The 15,653-nt window shown below is 73.3% G+C and carries 14 protein-coding genes; 5 read left to right on the plus strand and 9 right to left on the minus strand.

The features are described from left to right. Positions 1–112: 112 nt before the first annotated feature. Together ctcQ and tcr3 are read right to left on the minus strand one after the other, a co-directional pair. Complete coding sequence (gene ctcQ / locus ACFV61_RS25055; protein WP_380379901.1) at positions 113–688, minus strand: flavin reductase CtcQ; 576 nt, start codon at positions 686–688, stop codon at positions 113–115. A gap of 133 nt (positions 689–821) precedes the next feature. Beyond that, positions 822–2,354 carry a tetracycline efflux MFS transporter Tcr3 gene (tcr3, locus tag ACFV61_RS25060; RefSeq protein ID WP_380345791.1) on the minus strand — a complete coding sequence of 511 codons (1,533 nt, stop codon included), beginning with the start codon at positions 2,352–2,354 and terminating at the stop codon, positions 822–824. A 176-nt stretch (positions 2,355–2,530) separates the two neighbouring features. Between tcr3 and ACFV61_RS25065 the strand changes: the two genes are divergently transcribed. Continuing rightward, on the plus strand, positions 2,531–3,028 hold the full coding sequence (locus tag ACFV61_RS25065; RefSeq protein WP_063346340.1) for a MarR family winged helix-turn-helix transcriptional regulator: 498 nt from the start codon (positions 2,531–2,533) through the stop codon (positions 3,026–3,028). On the opposite strand, the gene asnB is transcribed toward ACFV61_RS25065, so the two are convergent. The 4 genes from asnB to ACFV61_RS25085 form a co-directional block, all read right to left on the minus strand. Beyond that, the gene (asnB, locus tag ACFV61_RS25070) at positions 3,012–4,841 is read right to left on the minus strand and encodes an asparagine synthase (glutamine-hydrolyzing) (RefSeq protein ID WP_380486362.1); all 1,830 of its coding nucleotides are present in this window, start codon (positions 4,839–4,841) and stop codon (positions 3,012–3,014) included. The genes ACFV61_RS25065 and asnB overlap by 17 nt on opposite strands. A 2-nt stretch (positions 4,842–4,843) precedes the next feature. Continuing rightward, entirely contained in the window at positions 4,844–5,098 is a 255-nt protein-coding gene (locus tag ACFV61_RS25075) for an acyl carrier protein (protein ID WP_063346342.1), read from the minus strand. A gap of 104 nt (positions 5,099–5,202) precedes the next feature. Continuing rightward, positions 5,203–6,411: a ketosynthase chain-length factor gene (locus ACFV61_RS25080; RefSeq protein WP_063346343.1), complete on the minus strand. Its 1,209-nt coding sequence runs from the start codon at positions 6,409–6,411 to the stop codon at positions 5,203–5,205. Beyond that, on the minus strand, positions 6,408–7,709 hold the full coding sequence (locus ACFV61_RS25085) for a beta-ketoacyl-[acyl-carrier-protein] synthase family protein (RefSeq protein WP_380493988.1): 1,302 nt from the start codon (positions 7,707–7,709) through the stop codon (positions 6,408–6,410). The genes ACFV61_RS25080 and ACFV61_RS25085 overlap by 4 nt, the downstream gene beginning before the upstream one ends. Before the next feature lie 153 nt (positions 7,710–7,862). On the opposite strand from ACFV61_RS25085, the gene ACFV61_RS25090 reads away from it, so the two are divergent. Beyond that, complete coding sequence (locus tag ACFV61_RS25090; RefSeq protein ID WP_380493990.1) at positions 7,863–9,107, plus strand: FAD-dependent monooxygenase; 1,245 nt, start codon at positions 7,863–7,865, stop codon at positions 9,105–9,107. 96 nt (positions 9,108–9,203) lie between these two features. Continuing rightward, positions 9,204–10,541, plus strand: coding sequence for a cation:proton antiporter (locus ACFV61_RS25095; protein ID WP_063346346.1), 1,338 nt, complete (start codon positions 9,204–9,206; stop codon positions 10,539–10,541). A 19-nt stretch (positions 10,542–10,560) separates the two neighbouring features. Here ACFV61_RS25095 and ACFV61_RS25100 read toward each other — a convergent pair whose 3' ends face one another. Together ACFV61_RS25100 and ACFV61_RS25105 are read right to left on the minus strand one after the other, a co-directional pair. Next, entirely contained in the window at positions 10,561–10,788 is a 228-nt protein-coding gene (locus ACFV61_RS25100) for a DUF6059 family protein (RefSeq protein WP_063346347.1), read from the minus strand. A gap of 151 nt (positions 10,789–10,939) precedes the next feature. After that, positions 10,940–11,317, minus strand: coding sequence for a hypothetical protein (locus ACFV61_RS25105; RefSeq protein ID WP_380493992.1), 378 nt, complete (start codon positions 11,315–11,317; stop codon positions 10,940–10,942). A gap of 570 nt (positions 11,318–11,887) precedes the next feature. Between ACFV61_RS25105 and ACFV61_RS25110 the strand changes: the two genes are divergently transcribed. Next, positions 11,888–13,027: a WD40 repeat domain-containing protein gene (locus ACFV61_RS25110; protein ID WP_380493994.1), complete on the plus strand. Its 1,140-nt coding sequence runs from the start codon at positions 11,888–11,890 to the stop codon at positions 13,025–13,027. A gap of 7 nt (positions 13,028–13,034) precedes the next feature. Here ACFV61_RS25110 and ACFV61_RS25115 read toward each other — a convergent pair whose 3' ends face one another. Further along, positions 13,035–13,928 (minus strand): alpha/beta fold hydrolase, encoded by an 894-nt coding sequence (locus ACFV61_RS25115; RefSeq protein ID WP_380493996.1) that lies wholly within the window; start codon positions 13,926–13,928, stop codon positions 13,035–13,037. A 317-nt stretch (positions 13,929–14,245) separates the two neighbouring features. Here ACFV61_RS25115 and ACFV61_RS25120 point away from each other — a divergent pair, with 317 nt between their 5' ends. Beyond that, positions 14,246–15,499: an MFS transporter gene (locus tag ACFV61_RS25120; RefSeq protein ID WP_380493998.1), complete on the plus strand. Its 1,254-nt coding sequence runs from the start codon at positions 14,246–14,248 to the stop codon at positions 15,497–15,499. Positions 15,500–15,653: the final 154 nt, after the last annotated feature.

Here is a 15,653-nt window from a genome sequence, read left to right on the forward strand (position 1 = left end):
GGCATCGAGCCCCTCCCCCCGGCCGAGGGGGGGGGCGGCCGGCGGGCCCGGGGGGGGCCGGGCCCGGGGCGAGGAACCCCGCCCGCGCCCCCTTCCGTCGTCGGCGCGCCGCTCAGCCCTCGGCCGCCAGGGTCAGCGCGACGGTCCTCGGGTCCTCCTCGACCGGCCAGCGGGCGTAGGAGCGGCGCCAGTACATCAGCGGGCTGGGCACCTCCGGCCGGGCGGCACCGTCCACGACGGCACCGATCACGATCGTGTGGTCGCCGGCGTCGAGGGCCGCGGCGACCCGGCACTCGGCGTGCGCGACGGCGTCCAGCGGCACGGTGGGCAGGCCACCGAGCCGGCTGGGCTCCCAGCGGACGCCGCTGAAGCGGTCGCCACTGGCCGAGGCGAACAGCGCGGAGGTGTCCTCACCACCACCGCGCAGCACGTTCACCACGAACTCGCCGCGGTCCAGCACGGCCCGCAGCACCCGGCTCTCCCGATGGATGCAGACCAGCAGCAGCGGCGGCGTCTTGGAGACGCTGCACGCCGCGGAGCAGGTCAACCCGTACGGCTCGCCGTCGGCGCCCAGGGTGGTCACCACGGTCACTCCGGTGGGCAGCGCGCCCATGATGGACAGGAAGGTCGGGCCGTCGACGCAGTCGCCGGCGAGGTCCTCGGGCAGGGGTAGGGGCATGGTGGGCATGGGGTCTCCACTCTCGGCAGTCCGGTGCGGTGTCCCCATGCTCGTCGGGCGCGTTCGAGTCGCCGTCGGGTACGCCGCGTACCCCTGGCCCGGGAGCGGGACCAGGGGTACGCGGGTTGCCTCGGACGCGCGGTCACTCCTCGTCGCGCAGCTCCCGCAGCAGGAAGGTGAGCACGAAGCCGACCGCCAGGATCAGGCCGCCGACCAGGAACATCGTCTGGAAGCCGGCGGCGAAGGCGTCGATCGTGCGGGCCGCGAGGCCACCGCTCGTGGCAGGGTCCGAGAGCGCCTGGCGCACCGCCTCGTCACCGTTCAGGTCACCGCCGATCCGGCCGGCCGCGACGCCGAACAGCACCGACATGAAGACCGCGGCGCCCGCCGTGCCGCCGAGCTGACGGAACAGGCCGGAGGCGGCGTTGGCCACGCCCAGCTCGGACTGGGGCGCCGCGCTCTGGATGGCCAGGGTGATGACCGTCTGGGAGAGCCCGATGCCCAGGCCGAGCCACGCCGTGAGCACCACCACCACCCACAGCGGGGTGTCGGCGCCGGCCGTGGAGAGCCCCAGCAGCGAGCCGGCCATCGAACCGAGCCCGACGATGGCGGGCTTCTTGAACCGGTTCGTCTTCTTGATGATCTTCGCGCAGACCATCTGGGAGATGATCGCGCCCGTCATCAGCGGGATGATCACCAGCCCGGCCACGGTGGCGGTGCGGCCCTGCACCAGCTGGAGGTAGAGCGGCAGGGTGGAGACCGTACCGAAGATGCCGACACCGATGGTGAAGTTGACTGCGGTGGCCAGGGTGATCCCGCCCCGCTTGAACAGCCGCAGCGGGACCATCGCCTCCAGGCCCCGGGCCCGCTCCGCCAGGACGAACAGCACCAGGCCGAGCGCGGCGACGGCGTACAGCACCAGCGAACGGCCCGAACCCCAGCCCCAGTCGAGGCCCTCCTCGGCGACGACCAGCAGCGGCACCAGCCAGAGCGCGAGGGTGACGGCGCCCCGGTAGTCGATCGGGTGGTTCACCCGCTGGTGCGGCAGGTTGAGTGCCTTGCGCACGCTCAGCAGCGCAACCAGCCCGAGCGGCACGTTGATCAGGAAGGCCCAGCGCCAGCCGGTCACCCCCAGGATCTCGCCGGCGCCCGCGAACAGCCCGCCGACCAGCGGGCCGAGCACGCTGGCCGCGACCCACGCCATCATCAGGTAGGAGAAGTACCGGCCGCGCTCCCGCACCGGGGCGAGGTCGGCGATGACGGCCGTGGGCAGCGACATCAGCCCGGCGCCGCCGAGTCCCTGGACCACGCGGGCGACGGCGAGCGTCTCCATCGAGTTCGCCAGCGAGCAGGCCGCCGACCCGACGATGAAGACCACGATCGCCGCCAGGTAGAGCGGCTTGCGGCCGTAGATGTCGGAGAGCTTGCCGTAGAACGGCATCGCGATCGTGGAGCTGACCAGGTAGCCGGTGATGACCCAGGCCTGGACGGTCTGCCCGTGCAGCTGGTCGCCGATCGTGCGCAGCGCGGTCGAGACGATGGTCTGGTCGAGTGCGGCGAGCAGGACTGCCAGCAGCAGTCCGGTGAGGGCCGTGATGATCTGGCGGTGGGTGAAGCCGGCCGGGCCGGCGTCGTCCGCGACGGCCTCGTCGGTCTGCGAGGCGAGGTTTGCCATGTCCTGTTTCTCCATGCGGTTTCGGTCGGCCCGCCGTGCGGTGCCGGACGACCGCACAACCCGGGCCCGACACACAAAATCGACAAGCTCTTGTCAATTTGAGGGTAGTGCCCACCTCGAGTAAATGACAAGCTCTTGTCGAAATCGCGCGAGCGTGCTGCGATTAGGCTTCCGTCATGACCGACCTCTCCCCCGTGGCAGATACCTTGAGCGAGATCACCACCGAGTTGTTCGCCGTCAACGGCGCCCTGCTGCGCGCGGGCGACGGGCTGTCCGGCCGGTTCGGGCTGACCTCCGCGCGATGGCAGGTCCTCGGCCTGCTGGCAGACGGTCCGCACAGCGCCGCGCACCTCGCGCGGGAGCGCGGGCTGCGCCGCCAGGCCGTCCAGCAGACCGTGGTCAAACTGGTCGAGGACGGCCTCGCCACCACCAGCCCCAACCCGGCGGACCGGCGCGCACCGCTGGTCTCGCTGACCGCGAAGGGCGCCGACGCACTCGCCCTGCTGGAGCCGGCCGAGCGGCGCTGGCTGGAACACCTGGCCTCGCCACTGGACCCGGACGACCTGAAGGCCACGCTGCGAGTGCTGCGTGGCCTTCGGGCGGCGCTGGCCGACGAACTGCCCCCGTCGGTCGCGGGCGACAGTGGCACCGCGGATCTCACAGGTCCAACGTGACCTCGTACTCCGTGAGCCAGGAGTTGAGCCAGAGCACCAGCTCCAGGCTCCCCCGGTCGTACGGGCGGCTCACCGCGCCCAGCGGCCGGTCGACGACCGCCCGCGCCCGCCCGAGGTCCAGCAGCGGCAGGACCGGGGCGTCCGCGTCGCGCAGCAGCCGGGCGAGTTCGGCGCGCAGCACGGCCTCGTAGCCCGGGTCCTGGGTGGCCGGGTACGGGGTCTTGACCCGCTCGACCACCGACCGCGGCAACAGGTCGGCGACGGCCGCGCGCAGCAGGCTCTTCTCCCGGCCGTCGAAGGACTTCATCGCCCACGGCACGTTGAAGACGTACTCCACCAACCGGTGGTCGCAGAACGGCACCCGAACCTCCAGGCCCACCGCCATGCTCATCCGGTCCTTGCGGTCGAGCAGGGTCTGCACGAACCGGGTCAGGTTGAGATAGGTGATCTCGCGCATCCGACGGTCATCGGCGGACTCCCCCGGCAGCACCGGCACTTCGGCGAGCGCCTCCGAGTACCGCGCGGCCCGGTAGCCGTCGAGGTCGAGCTTGTCCAGCAGTCCCTGCTGGAACAGCGAGCGGCCGCCGAAGTAGCGTGCCGAACCCGAGGTGAGCCAGGGGAAGGTGGTGGCGCGCAGGGCCAGCGGGTTGTGGAACCAGCGGTAGCCGCCGAACAGTTCGTCCGCGGCCTCGCCGGACAGCGCCACCGTGCACTCCCGCTTCACCGCCCGGAAGAACAGGTACAGCGAGGGCCACATGTCACCCCAGTACGCGGGCGGCAGGTCGGTGGCCCGCAGCACCGCGGCGCGCACCGCCGGATCCGTCAGATCGCCGCTGTCCAGCAGGACTTCGCGGTGTTCCGCACCCACGTGCCGGGCCAGGTCGTGGACGAACGGCGCGTCCGGCGCCTGGCGCACCGCGTCCGGGGCGAAGCCGTCCGCCGCGCCCCGGAAGTCCACCGAGAACGAGCGCACCGGCCCCGACCGGGCCGCCAGCGCCGTCACCGCCGAGGAGTCGAGGCCTCCGGAGAGCAGGCAGCCCAGCGGCACGTCCGAGACCAGCTGGCGCGCGACCGTGTCGGACAGCAGCTCCCGCACCGTCCCGATGGTCGCGGACAGGTCGTCGGTGTGCTCACGGGCCTCCAGCCGCCAGTAGGTGTGCCGGCGCACCCCGGTGCGCCCGACCCGGACGAGTTGGCCGGGCCGGACCTCGCGCATCCCGGAGAAGACGGCCGCCTCGGGCGTCTTGACCATGTCCAGCGCCTCGCACAGCCCCTCCGCGCCGACCCTGCGCGGCACCGCGCGGTCGGCGAGGACGGCCTTCGGCTCCGAGCCGAACAGCACGCCCGTGTCTGTCGGGTAGTAGTACAGCGGTTTGACGCCCATCCGGTCGCGGACCAGCAGCAGTTCCTCGGCCTGCTCGTCCCAGATGCCGAAGGCGTACATGCCGTTGAGCCGGTCCACCAGCGCGGCACCCCACTGGAGGTAGCCGCGGAGCACCACCTCGGTGTCGCACGCCGTCCGGAACCGGTGGCCGAGCGCGATCAACTCGGCGCGCAACTCACGGAAGTTGTAGACCTCGCCGGCGAACGTGATCGCCGCGCCGCGGCCCCGGTGCCGGGCGGTCATCGGCTGCTGCCCGTGCGCCGGGTCGATCACCGCCAGCCGGCGGTGGCCGAAGCCGACCCACGGGCCGAACCAGAGCCCCTCGGCGTCCGGACCTCGGCAGGCCATGGTGTCCGTCATCGCCTGCAGCAGATCACGGCGCTGCTCGGGGGAGGCGTCGAAGTCGACCGCCCCAACGATGCCGCACACGCTCAACCCACCTGGGTCAGGCTCAGGTTGACCGCGGCCAGCAGCTGCCGCGGGGTCCTGGCCTCGACCACGACGTCGTCCGGCAGCGCGATGCTCCGGTCCCGCTCGATCATGTTGACGGTGTTGAACAGCGCCAGCGAGTCGTAGCCCAGGGCCTCGAAGGGCACGTCCAGGACGTCGTCGAGGTCGACGCCCTCGTCGACGCCCGCGGCCTCGCGCAGCGTGGTGATCAGATCGTCAAGGGTGAACTCTGCCATGGCGTTTCCTCAGTTCGGTCGATCGTCGGTCGATCGTCGGTCGGTTCTTCGGCGGCCGCTTCCGCGGCTCGCCCGCAGTCGGTCGGAAGTCGGTCAGCGGTCGGTCAGCAACCCGTCAGCACCAGCGCGCTGTTGAACCCGCCGTGCCCACGGGCGAGTACCAGCGCGCTCCCCAGCCGGGACGGCCTCGGCCGATCCCCCACCAGGTCCAGCTCACCGAAGGCGGGCCGTCCGAGGTGGACGGAGGGCGGGATCACCGAGTCCCGCATGGCCAGCAGCGCCGCGGCCACGTCCAGCGGGGCACCCCCGGCGAGCAGCCGGCCGGTCATCGTCTTGGGCGCCGTCACCGGCACCCCGCGCGGTCCGAACACCGCGCTCAGCACCTCGGCCTCCGCCCGGTCCCGCTCGGCCACCCCGCTGGCGTCGGCGAAGACCACGTCGATGTCGGACGGGCCGGCCCCGGCGTCGGCCAGCGCCGCCTCGATCGCCCGCCGCAGCCCGGGCGGACGCCCGGAACCGGGGCGCGGGTCGAAGGTGGCCGAGTAGCCGGCCACCTCCCCGTAGTGGCGGCGCTGCCCGCGCCCGGCCGCCCGCTCGGGATCCTCCAGGACGAGCAGCGCACCGCCCTCCCCCGGCACCCCGCCCGACGCGTCGGCGTCGAACGGCAGGAAGGCCCGCCGTGGGTCCCGTTCCGGGCTCACCGTGCCGCTGCGGGTGAGGCAGAGCCACGACCACGGGCAGAGCGAGCCGTCCACCCCGCCCGCCAGCATCAACGCGGTGCCCTCCCGGACGTGCCGCCGCGCCTTGGCCAGTGCGTCCAACCCGCCCGCCTGCTCGGCCACCAGCGCCGAGCCGGGGCCCCGCATGCCGTGCCGGATCGAGATCTGCCCGGTGTTGACCGGGTAGAACCAGGCGAAGGACTGGTACGCGCTGACGTATGCCGGGCCCTTGCTCCACAGCGCCGTCAGCTCCCGCTGCCCGAACTCGAACCCGCCGGCGGAGGCGGCCGTGACCACCCCGGCGGCGAAGTCCGGCATCGTCGCCGGGTCCGCCCCCGCGTCGGCCAGGGCCTCCTCCGCCGCCACCAGCGCCAGCCTGGTCATGTGGTCGGTCTGGGGCAGCAGCCTGCTCGGCAGATGGTCCTCCGGCCGGAAGTTCACCTCACCGGCCACGTGCGCCCGGTAGCCGGCCGAGTCGAAGCGGGTCACCGGGCCGAGGCCCGAACGGCCGGCCAGCGTGGCCTCCCAGTACTCCTCCACACCCCAGCCGTTCGGCGCCACCACGCCGATACCGGTCACCACGACCTTCGTCATGCCCCGCTCCATTCCGGCTCGGCCAGCACGATCGCGCTCTGGAAGCCACCGAAACCACTGGCCACGCTGAGCACCGTGGACACCCGCTGCTCCCTGGCCACCAGCGGCACGTAGTCCAGATCGCACTCGGGATCGGGCACGTGCAGATTGGCCGTCGGCGGAACCACCGAGTGCTCGATCGCCAGCGCGCTGGCGGCGAACTCCAGGGCACAGACCGCGCCCAGCGAGTGCCCGATCATCGACTTGATCGAGCTGACCGGCACCCGGTAGGCGTGCCCGCCGAGGCTCCGTTTGAACGCGGCCGTCTCGTGCCGGTCGTTCTGCTTGGTGGCCGAGCCGTGCGCGTTGACGTACGCGATGTCCTCGGGATTCATCCGGCTCCGGTCGAGCGCGACCCGAATCGCCTCCGCCATCTCGTTCCCGTCCAGCCGCAGCCCCGTCATGCTGTAGGAGTTGCAGCGCCCGGCGTACCCCGTGACCTCGGCGTAGACGTGCGCGCCGCGTCGGCGCGCGTGCTCGCGCTCCTCCAGGACGAACATCGCCGCGCCCTCGCCGAGGGCGAAGCCGTTGCGGGTCAGGTCGAACGGCCGCGAGGCGCTCTCCGGCTCGTCGTTGCGCGGCGAGGTCGCCTTGATCGCGTCGAAGCAGGCCACCGTGATCGGAGAGATCGCCGCGTCCGACGCACCGGCCAGCATCACGTCCGCCTCGCCGTCACGGATCAGGTCGCAGGCGTGGGCGATCACGTCGATACCGGAGGTGCACCCGGTCGAGACCACGCCCACCGGCCCCTCGGCCTCCACCAGCCAGGCCAGTTCGGTCGCCATCGAGGACGGCACGAAGTAGTCGTACAGATAGGGCACACCATGGGCGTCGTCGACCAGCTGCCGCCGGCCCTCGTCGCTGACCACGGCGAACTCGCGGTCGAGGCTGATCGTCATCCCGCACGCCGTCCCGGCCATCACCCCGGTGCGGAGCGGATCGTTCGACCCCGACACCCCGGAGTCGGCCAGTGCCTCGCGCGCCGCCACCATGGCGAACTGCGCGGTGCGGTCCCATTGCCGGATCTGACGCTGGGTCAGACCACTGGCCACCGGATCGAAATCACACTCGGCGGCCACCCGGGACCTGAACGGCGACGGGTCGAACGTCGAGATCGTCCGGGTCGCCGTCCGGCCCGCGGTCAGCAACTCCCAGAACGCCTTGGTGCCGACCTCGCCGGGGGCCACCACCCCCATCCCGGTCACCACCACGCGGCACCGCCCGTCCTCACCTGACACCGCTGCTCCCCCGCTCCGCATCCGACATACCCGATCGCCTCCTGTCCGTGAGAAGAAATCCGCCGGCACCGATCGTCGGCTCCCGCCCTCGCGGCGGATTCGAGCCGCCGTCCACCTGCCGCGCGGCCCGCCGCGCGAACCGGCGTTGAGGAGTGCTCCCTAGCCTCTGGTCGCATGGACATCGACACCGACATCTGCGTGGTCGGCGGCGGCCCCGCCGGGCTGACGCTCGCCCTGCTCCTGGTCCGCTCCGGCGTGCGGGTCACCCTGCTGGAACGCAGCCGCTCGCTGGACCGGACGTACCGCGGCGAGATCCTCCAGCCCGGCGGCCAGGCACTGCTGGACGAGCTGGGCGTCCTCCGCCCGGCGCGGGCACACGGCGCCGTCGAGCACCAACGCTTCCTGCTGGAGGAGCGCGGCCGGATCCTCATCAACGGTGACTACCGACGGCTGCCCGGACCGTACAACTGCCTGCTGAGCCTGCCACAACGCCACCTGCTGGCCGAGCTGCTGGCCGCCTGCGCACGGCACGACGGCTTCCGCTACCTGGCGGGCACCAGGGCGAGCGGGCTGGTGGAGGAGGGCGGCGTCGTCCGCGGGGCGGTCGCCGCCGGGCCCGGCGGGGCGGGCGAGCAGGGGAGCCGGGCGCGGGGGGTGGTGGCGGCGGCCGGGCGCGTCTCGCTTATCGCCCCCCACGCCGGCCTCGGCTACCGGCGCCAGGAGCTGTTCAGCCAGGACGTCCTCTGGTTCCGGCTGAGCGGAGCGCCGCAGCGGAGCACCGGGCACACGCGGGACGTCCGGGTCTTCCGGGCCGGCGGCAATCCGGTCCTGAGCTACTCCTCGGTGCCCGACTCGCTCCAGCTCGGCTGGACGCTCCCGCACGGCGGCTTCCGTCGGCTGGCCGACCGGGGAGCCGACCACATCATCGAGCAACTGTGCCACGCCGCACCGGAGTACGCCGAGCGCATCCGCGAGGAGATCACCGGCTTCGGGGACCTGTCCCTGCTCGACGTCTTCTCCGGCAGCGCCGAGGAGTGGGTGCGCGACGGGCTGGTGCTGATCGGCGACAGCGCCCACACCCACAGCCCGATCGGCGCGCAGGGCATCAACCTCGCCATTCGGGACGCCGTCGCGGCTCACCCCGTCCTGGTCGAGGCGGTGCGCAGCGCCGACGCCGGCGCGGCCCGGCTCGACCGGTACACAGCGCTGCGCAGGCCCGAGGTGGACCGGATCACCCGGATCCAGCGGATCCAGAGCCGGATGATGCTCTCCACCGGGCGCCTCTCCTCGGCGATCCGCCCGCGGACGGCGGCTCTGGTGTCCAAGACCCCGCTCTACGGCGCGATGCTGCGCCGGATCGCCTTCGGCACCTCGCCCGTCCGGCTGCGGACCGATCTGCTCGGCTCCACCGGGCGGTGACCGGCGCCCTCCCCCCCCTCCCGGTACGTCACCCCATTTCCCGTACCGGCCTGGCAGCCGCCCTCACCGGGGCACCGAGCGAAGAGGTAGAGCGTGATGACTCCACTGATCGATCCGCATCAACTGTCGGCCGCCGGGCCGACCGAGGCGGCGACGGCGGGCGGTGTGCTCGTCGCCCTGGCCGTCATCCTCGGCACCGCGTTCGTCTGCGGGAGACTGGCCGTCCGGCTGCGCCAGCCCGCCGTCATGGGTGAGATCGTCGGCGGGGTCGCCCTCGGGCCCAGCCTGATCGGTCTGCTCCCGGGACGGTTGGACGCCGTCCTGTTCCCCCCCGAGGTCCAGCCCCATCTGCGGGTGCTCTCCCAACTCGGCCTGGTCTTCTTCATGTTCATCGTGGGGTACCGGTTCGACACCGCCCATCTGCGGGGCGCCGGGCGCCGGGTGACGGCGGTGTCGCTCAGCTCCGTCGCACTGCCCTTCGCGCTCGGCCTGGGCCTCGCGGTGCTGCTCCAACCCTGGTTCGACGCCTCCCAGTTGAGAACCACCGGCTGGCTGGGCCCGGCCCTGTTCCTGGGGACGGCGATGTCCATCACGGCCTTCCCCGTCCTCGCCCGGATCATCGCCGAACGCGGGATGCACCAGGATCCGCTCGGCACCCTGTCGCTCGCCTGCGCCGCCCTGCAGGACTTCCTCGCGTGGTGTGCGCTGGCCGTGGTAGTGGCCGTGGTGAACGCCCAGAGCCCTTGGGCGCTCGGACGGTTGGCGCTGAACACGGTCGTCGTCGTGCTCGTCCTCGGTTGCGTCGTCCGCCCCGCCCTCGGCTGGCTGCTGGCGCCGGAGCGGCGCCGCGCCGTCGGCGGACCGTGGATCCACGCCGTCCTCGTCACCGGGACACTGCTCTCCGCCTGGGTCACCGGCGAGATCGGCCTGGACGCCGTCTTCGGCGCCTTCATGTTCGGCGCGGCGGTGCCCCGCGACCGGATCGACGCCCTCGCGCCCGAGGTCCCGGAGCGCATCGAGCAGGCCGGCCTCCTCCTGCTGCCGGCCTTCTTCACGGTCACGGGGCTGGCCGTCGACCTGACCGGCATCGGGTGGCACGGCCTGGTCATCGTGGCCGCGGTGCTGGTGACGGCCTGCGTCGGCAAGTTCGCCGGTGCCGCCGCCGCTGCCCGGCTCACCGGCTCGACCAGGCGGGAGGCGGCCGCCCTCGGCATCCTGCTCAACGCCCGAGGCCTCACCGAGCTCGTCATCCTGAACGTGGGCCACCGGCTCGGCGTCATCGACACCCGGATGTTCAGCGCGATGGTGGTCATGGCCCTCGTCACGACCCTGATGACCGGGCCGCTGCTGCGACGCGTCGCCCCGCGGGGCACGCCATCACCATCGCTCCGCGCCCGCTCGGCCGCCCCCGAGGCGGTGTCCAGCAACTCCTGACCGTCCGGCCCCGAAGGGGTCAGAAGTCGCGCGGCACCGGTCCACCGGAGATGTCGCGCAGCTGCCTGCGCAGCTCCCTCTCGACGTCGCTGAGCGGCAGGTCGGGGCGGAGCCGCTCCGGGTGGCCCGGCCCGGGACCAGCGGGAGGCGGCGGCGCGACCGGCGGGGCGTACCCCGACAGCTGCCCGAGGGCGATCAGGCCTCGCAGCAGCGAGCGCAGGCAGGAACCGAGCAGTGAGCAGCGCATCCGCCGAGGATGGCGGGCCGCCTCGGAGCGCCCGTACAGCAGCGTTCGAGCGGGTCGGCCACCTCCAGCCGACCGCCACCGCGCTTCAGCCGCGGGAGGCGACGGGGCCGGCTGCGGCACGCCGCCCGGCCACCGCGGCCCTGCCGTGCCATCACGACGCAGCCGACGGCGCCGCCTTCGCGCCCGGCACCGCAACGGACGTGATCAGCTCTCCCGTACGTCCGCGGATGTCGATGCGGACCGGCAGCGTGCGGCGCCGCACGCTGGTCCCGCCGGGCCCGGCCGAGTGCGCCCGGCCCAGCACCTCTGTCACCGCCATGACGAGCGCCGTCGTCACGGCGTCCTCGGTGATCGGCCCGATGTCGCCCCCGAGCCAGTGCAGGACGAGCGCCCACTCGCCGTTTCGGGTCCCCGTGCGGGGCTGGGTGGGCTCCGCGTTCAGACCGAACTCGGCGAGGGCCTCGATCAGCGACTCCACGTCCTGGCCGTCGAGGTGCTGGAAGTTCTCTTCGATGAGCAGCTGTGTCATGAGCGTTCCCCCATGTGGTGGTCGGTCGGACGCGGACTCGGACGGCGCCTGCCGGACGTCGCCCTACGACGATGCCGCGCCAGGGGCAGTCCGGCCCGACGGCCGGGCTCCCCTGACGATCGATCAGTGCTTCTGATGGCGTGGACGGTCGTTCCGGCCCACCCGGTTGCCGCCGCCGGACATCTTGACGCGTTCCGTACGCACGGACGGCCACACGTCGCCACCGCGGGCCGCCGGACGACGGCACGACGGCACGACGGCACGACGGCACGACGAGGCGGCCCCGGTGCACGGATTCCCCGGCACCGGGGCCGCCTCGTGCGCTGAGCGGGGCTCACGCGCTGAGCGGGGCCGCGTCATGCGCTGAGCGGCGGCGATCCGGGCAGCGTCGCGCCCGCCGTGTGCCCCGTCACGCGCCCCGTCATGTGCCGTAGGCATGGGCGCCATGGCGTCTACGCCGAATCGTCGACTGCGTCATCGGCGCCCAACTCGCCTTCCCCGCCCCATACTCTGGCTCCCGCCGATGCGGACGCATCGTGTGTCGCAGGGGAGGATTTCGTGAAGTCGCTCATGGCAAGGGCCCGTTGGCTGGGCACCGCGGCATCGGTCGGCCTGCTGCTGACCACCGGAACCGGGATCGCCACCGCACAGCCCGCCACCACCACGGCCCCCCAGGTCGTCCCGGTGGGGTACGCGTACCCGACGACCGCCGTCACCCCGGACGGCACGAAGGCCTACGTCGGGGTGACCGACGACCCCCGCGGCACGCCCGTGGTCAAGGTCGTCGACACCCGGACCGGCGGGATCACCGCCCGGCTCACCCTTTCCACCGACGCGAACTCCTTCGTCGGCGCGCTGGCGATGAGCCCCGACGGCACGCGGCTGTACGCGACCGTGGGGGCGCAGCACCTGGTCACCATCGACACCGACAGCGACACGGTGGCCGCCGACGTCCTGCTCCCGGTCCAGCCGCACCCCGACGGGTACGTGGACGGCTCACCGAGCTCCCTCGTGGTCAGCCCGGACGGCGCCGGCGTCTACCTGGCCCAGAACGGGCCACGGCAGCGCTGGGGCTTCCAGCCCGCCCGGGTCCTCGCCTACTCGACCACCGCCGGCGCCTTCACCGCCTCCGTCGGCGTCACCGACTTCAGCGTCGGTTCGATCGTCCTGCGCCCCAACGGCCAGGACCTGTACGTCACCACCGGAGCAGGCCTGGTCCACCTGGCCGCCACGCCCACCTCGCTCACCACCGTCCGCACCCTCACCGCCGGACACGGCGCCTCCGGCGGCGCGGTGCTCAGCCCCGACGGCAGCACGCTGTACGGCCTCGGCGGCTACGAGAGCGACTACCTCGTCGACACCGAGACCGACACCGTCACCGAGAACTTCCACTTCGCGCCGGGCAACACCGACCTCCGCTACCCGGTCGTCAGCCCGGACGGAAGCCGCCTGTACTTCATCTCCAAGTCGACCGTCTTCGTCACCCCGGGCGGACCCACCCCTCCCGGCTACCACTACGAGAGCGTGATCCTCTCCTACGACACCGAGGCCCACGCGCTCGTCCCCGCCGAGACGGTGAACCCGCAGAAGGTGGAACTCGCCACCGGCCTGGCACTCGCCCCGGACGGCCACACCTTCTACCTCGGCGGCAACACCTACCCCGGCGGCGTTCCGGGCATCGTCGCCAGCTTGGAGATCATCAGTAACTGACGAATAGTCAAGTCTTAGGCAGTGACCGACCTTCGACGATCCGCCGGATCTCGCGCGCCAGGATGTCGGGGTCGCTGGTCGGCACCATGTGGTCGGCGTCGGCCGCCAGTACGTGGCGGCCGGCCTCGGCCCGGCCGACGCGGTAAGCATGGGAGGCGTTCACGGCCTCCCGGACCTTCGGGCCCATGCCGGTCGAGGTCCGGACCGCCGAGACCACCGTGAGCGGGATGCCGCCGAGGGCCGGCGGGTTCTCCTTCATGGCGGTCAAGTCCGCCACTACTGAGCCGAGTTCGGCCCCCCGGGTGCGAATGGTGGAGACGGTGAACCCCTCCTCGCGCATCTCGGCCGCGGCGTCCGCCGGCAGGGCGTCGAGCATCGGCCGGAAGGCCCGGGCCAGCAGGCCGGTGCGGGCCAGCAGCATGCTGACCGCCTGCCCGATCCGCTCCTGGCGGCGCACCGAGGGCGCGAACACCAGGTCGCAGGACTCGTCCGTCGGGTCGGCCAGCACCAGGCCCGCGATCCGCTCAGGGCGGGCCGCGGCGGCGATCCGGACGATCGGCCCGCCCCAGCTGTGCCCGACCAGGACGAACGGCCCGGGGCCGAGGCCGCCGAGGTGGTCGAGGTGGTCGAGCAGGTCGTTGAGGTCCTCGGCGAGGCGGCGCAGCGGGCGCGGCGCCGGGTCCGGCGCGCTGCGGCCGAGCCCGCTGCGGTCGTACGCCACCGTGGCCGCGACCCCGTCCAGCCGGAGCTGCACCGGCGCCCAGTACGAGCGGCTGGAGGCGAGCCCGCCTTCCAGCACGACCGTCGGCACGCCCTCGCCGCCGGGCCCCGGCCGCCGCATGTAGAACAGCTCCCGGCCGTCCCGTGTCCGCGCCCGCCCCGGCTCACCCTGACTGTGCATCCCCGGCACCGCCCTCACCCTCGACCAGCCATCAAGTTTGGTTAGCCTAACCTCACTTCCCTGGTGATCGCGACCACCCTCGGCCGACCTGCGAGGCGGCGGGCGGCGGCGGGGTCGGTCAGTGGTCGGCCGCCGTGCCACCGGCCGGACCAGGGCGGCAGCCTGTGACCTGGGGTCACAGGATGACCGCCTGTCTGGCTGGCCGCGAGGGCCGTCCGCAGGATGGCCGCATCGGACTCCTGCCCTCCCGTCGCGGCCGCTTCCGCCTGCCGTCCGAAGGCCCGGCCGCTCCCTCGCACGACAAGGTGGTGATCGCTGTGAGCAGCATCTCCGACCCGCCCCGGCCCGAACAGGCCGAGGACGTCCCGCCCCTGGCGCCGGCCCAGGCCTTCGAACGGTGGCGCTACGCGGGAGTGTTCCTCCTGCTGTTCCTGTTCGGCACGGAGACCTTCCTGGTGTCGCCGCTGCTGCCGACCATCGCGGACTCGGTGCACACCACCGAGGCGGCCGCCGCCTCCAGCGTCACCGCCTACGTGCTGGTGTACGCCGTCGCGGCGCCCTTCCTCGGGCTGCTGAGCGACCGGTTCGGCCGCCGCCGCACCCTGGTGGCGGGCACCCTGCTGTTCGTCGTGTCCAACGCGGCGGCCGCCCTCTCCACCGGGCTGACGCTGCTGGTCGTCTCCCGCGCGGTGGCCGGGCTGGCGGCGGCCGCGGCCGGGCCGGCGATCTGGGCGCACATCGCCGAGACCGCGCCGGAGTCGGTGCGCGGGCGGGCCCTCGGCCTGGGCATGGCGCTGTTCTCCTGCGGCCAGGTGATCGGCGTGCCGCTCGGCGGCTTCCTCGCCGGACTGGCCGGCTGGCGGTCGGCGTTCTGGGCGCTGACCATCGGCACCGCGGCGGCCGTGCCGCTGCTGCTGAGCCAGGTCCAGCGCCGTTCGGCGCAGGCGGCCGCGCCGCAGGTGGGGGCGGTCCGGGCGATCCTGGCGGGCTGGGCCGACCCGACGCTGCGGCGCGCCCTGCTGGTCAACACGGTGTTCAACACGGCCAACCTGGGCGCCTACACCTTCCTCGGCGCGGTGCTGGTGCAGCGCTTCGACCTGTCGGTGCAGGCCTTGGGCCTGGTGGGCGTGCTGGTCGGTGCGGGCAGCCTGGTCGGCTCGCTGCTGGGCGGCCGGCTCGGGGACCGGGCCAGGACCGCCGGGCGCTCCGACCTGCCGATGCTGCCGCTGTGGGGCGTGCTGCTGGCGGCGGGCGTCGCGCTGGCGGCCAAGGGGCCCGGCCTGGTCCTCGCCCTGGCCGGCGTGGTGGTGTGGTTCCTGGCCTCCGGAGGCTTCGTGACGGACCAGCAGACGCTGGCCGGCACCATCGCCCCGGAGCTGCGCGCGACCTCCAGCGCGTGGCTGACCTCGACCATGTACGCGGGCACCGGCCTCGGCGCCTGGGCGATCGGCACCTTCGGCAACGTCACGGACGGCACCCTGCTGATCGGCACCGGGCTCGCGCTGGTGGCCGCCCTGGGCGCGCTGGCGGTCAGCCTCGGCCTGCGCCGGTCCACCGCGTCGGGCACCTGAGGCCCCGCCGGAACGGCCGGGATGCCCAGCAGGGCCGGCGGCTCAGCCGACCCGGCGCTCCCCCTCCACGCCCGCGGCGCGCCGCGGCGCGGCCCGCGGCCCTCTGCGGCCGCGTCAGCCGCCCGGGCGCGGCGCGCGGGCGGGGGGCGCGCGC

The sequence above is a fragment of the Kitasatospora sp. NPDC059817 genome, from assembly GCF_042731835.1.
Taxonomy (GTDB): Bacteria; Actinomycetota; Actinomycetes; order Streptomycetales; family Streptomycetaceae; genus Kitasatospora.

Bases quoted from the DNA above. Each gene is read 5' to 3' on its own strand.
- ACFV61_RS25115 (WP_380493996.1), bottom strand. From the start codon at position 13,928: ATGCACAGTCAGGGTGAGCCGGGGCGGGCGCGGACACGGGACGGCCGG.
- ACFV61_RS25080 (WP_063346343.1), bottom strand. From the start codon at position 6,411: ATGACGAAGGTCGTGGTGACCGGTATCGGCGTGGTGGCGCCGAACGGC.
- ACFV61_RS25110 (WP_380493994.1), top strand. From the start codon at position 11,888: ATGGCAAGGGCCCGTTGGCTGGGCACCGCGGCATCGGTCGGCCTGCTG.
- ACFV61_RS25095 (WP_063346346.1), top strand. From the start codon at position 9,204: ATGACTCCACTGATCGATCCGCATCAACTGTCGGCCGCCGGGCCGACC.
- ACFV61_RS25085 (WP_380493988.1), bottom strand. From the start codon at position 7,709: ATGCGGAGCGGGGGAGCAGCGGTGTCAGGTGAGGACGGGCGGTGCCGC.
- ACFV61_RS25065 (WP_063346340.1), top strand. From the start codon at position 2,531: ATGACCGACCTCTCCCCCGTGGCAGATACCTTGAGCGAGATCACCACC.
- ACFV61_RS25105 (WP_380493992.1), bottom strand. From the start codon at position 11,317: ATGACACAGCTGCTCATCGAAGAGAACTTCCAGCACCTCGACGGCCAG.
- tcr3 (WP_380345791.1), bottom strand. From the start codon at position 2,354: ATGGCAAACCTCGCCTCGCAGACCGACGAGGCCGTCGCGGACGACGCC.
- ctcQ (WP_380379901.1), bottom strand. From the start codon at position 688: ATGCCCACCATGCCCCTACCCCTGCCCGAGGACCTCGCCGGCGACTGC.
- ACFV61_RS25100 (WP_063346347.1), bottom strand. From the start codon at position 10,788: ATGCGCTGCTCACTGCTCGGTTCCTGCCTGCGCTCGCTGCTGCGAGGC.
- ACFV61_RS25075 (WP_063346342.1), bottom strand. From the start codon at position 5,098: ATGGCAGAGTTCACCCTTGACGATCTGATCACCACGCTGCGCGAGGCC.
- ACFV61_RS25090 (WP_380493990.1), top strand. From the start codon at position 7,863: ATGGACATCGACACCGACATCTGCGTGGTCGGCGGCGGCCCCGCCGGG.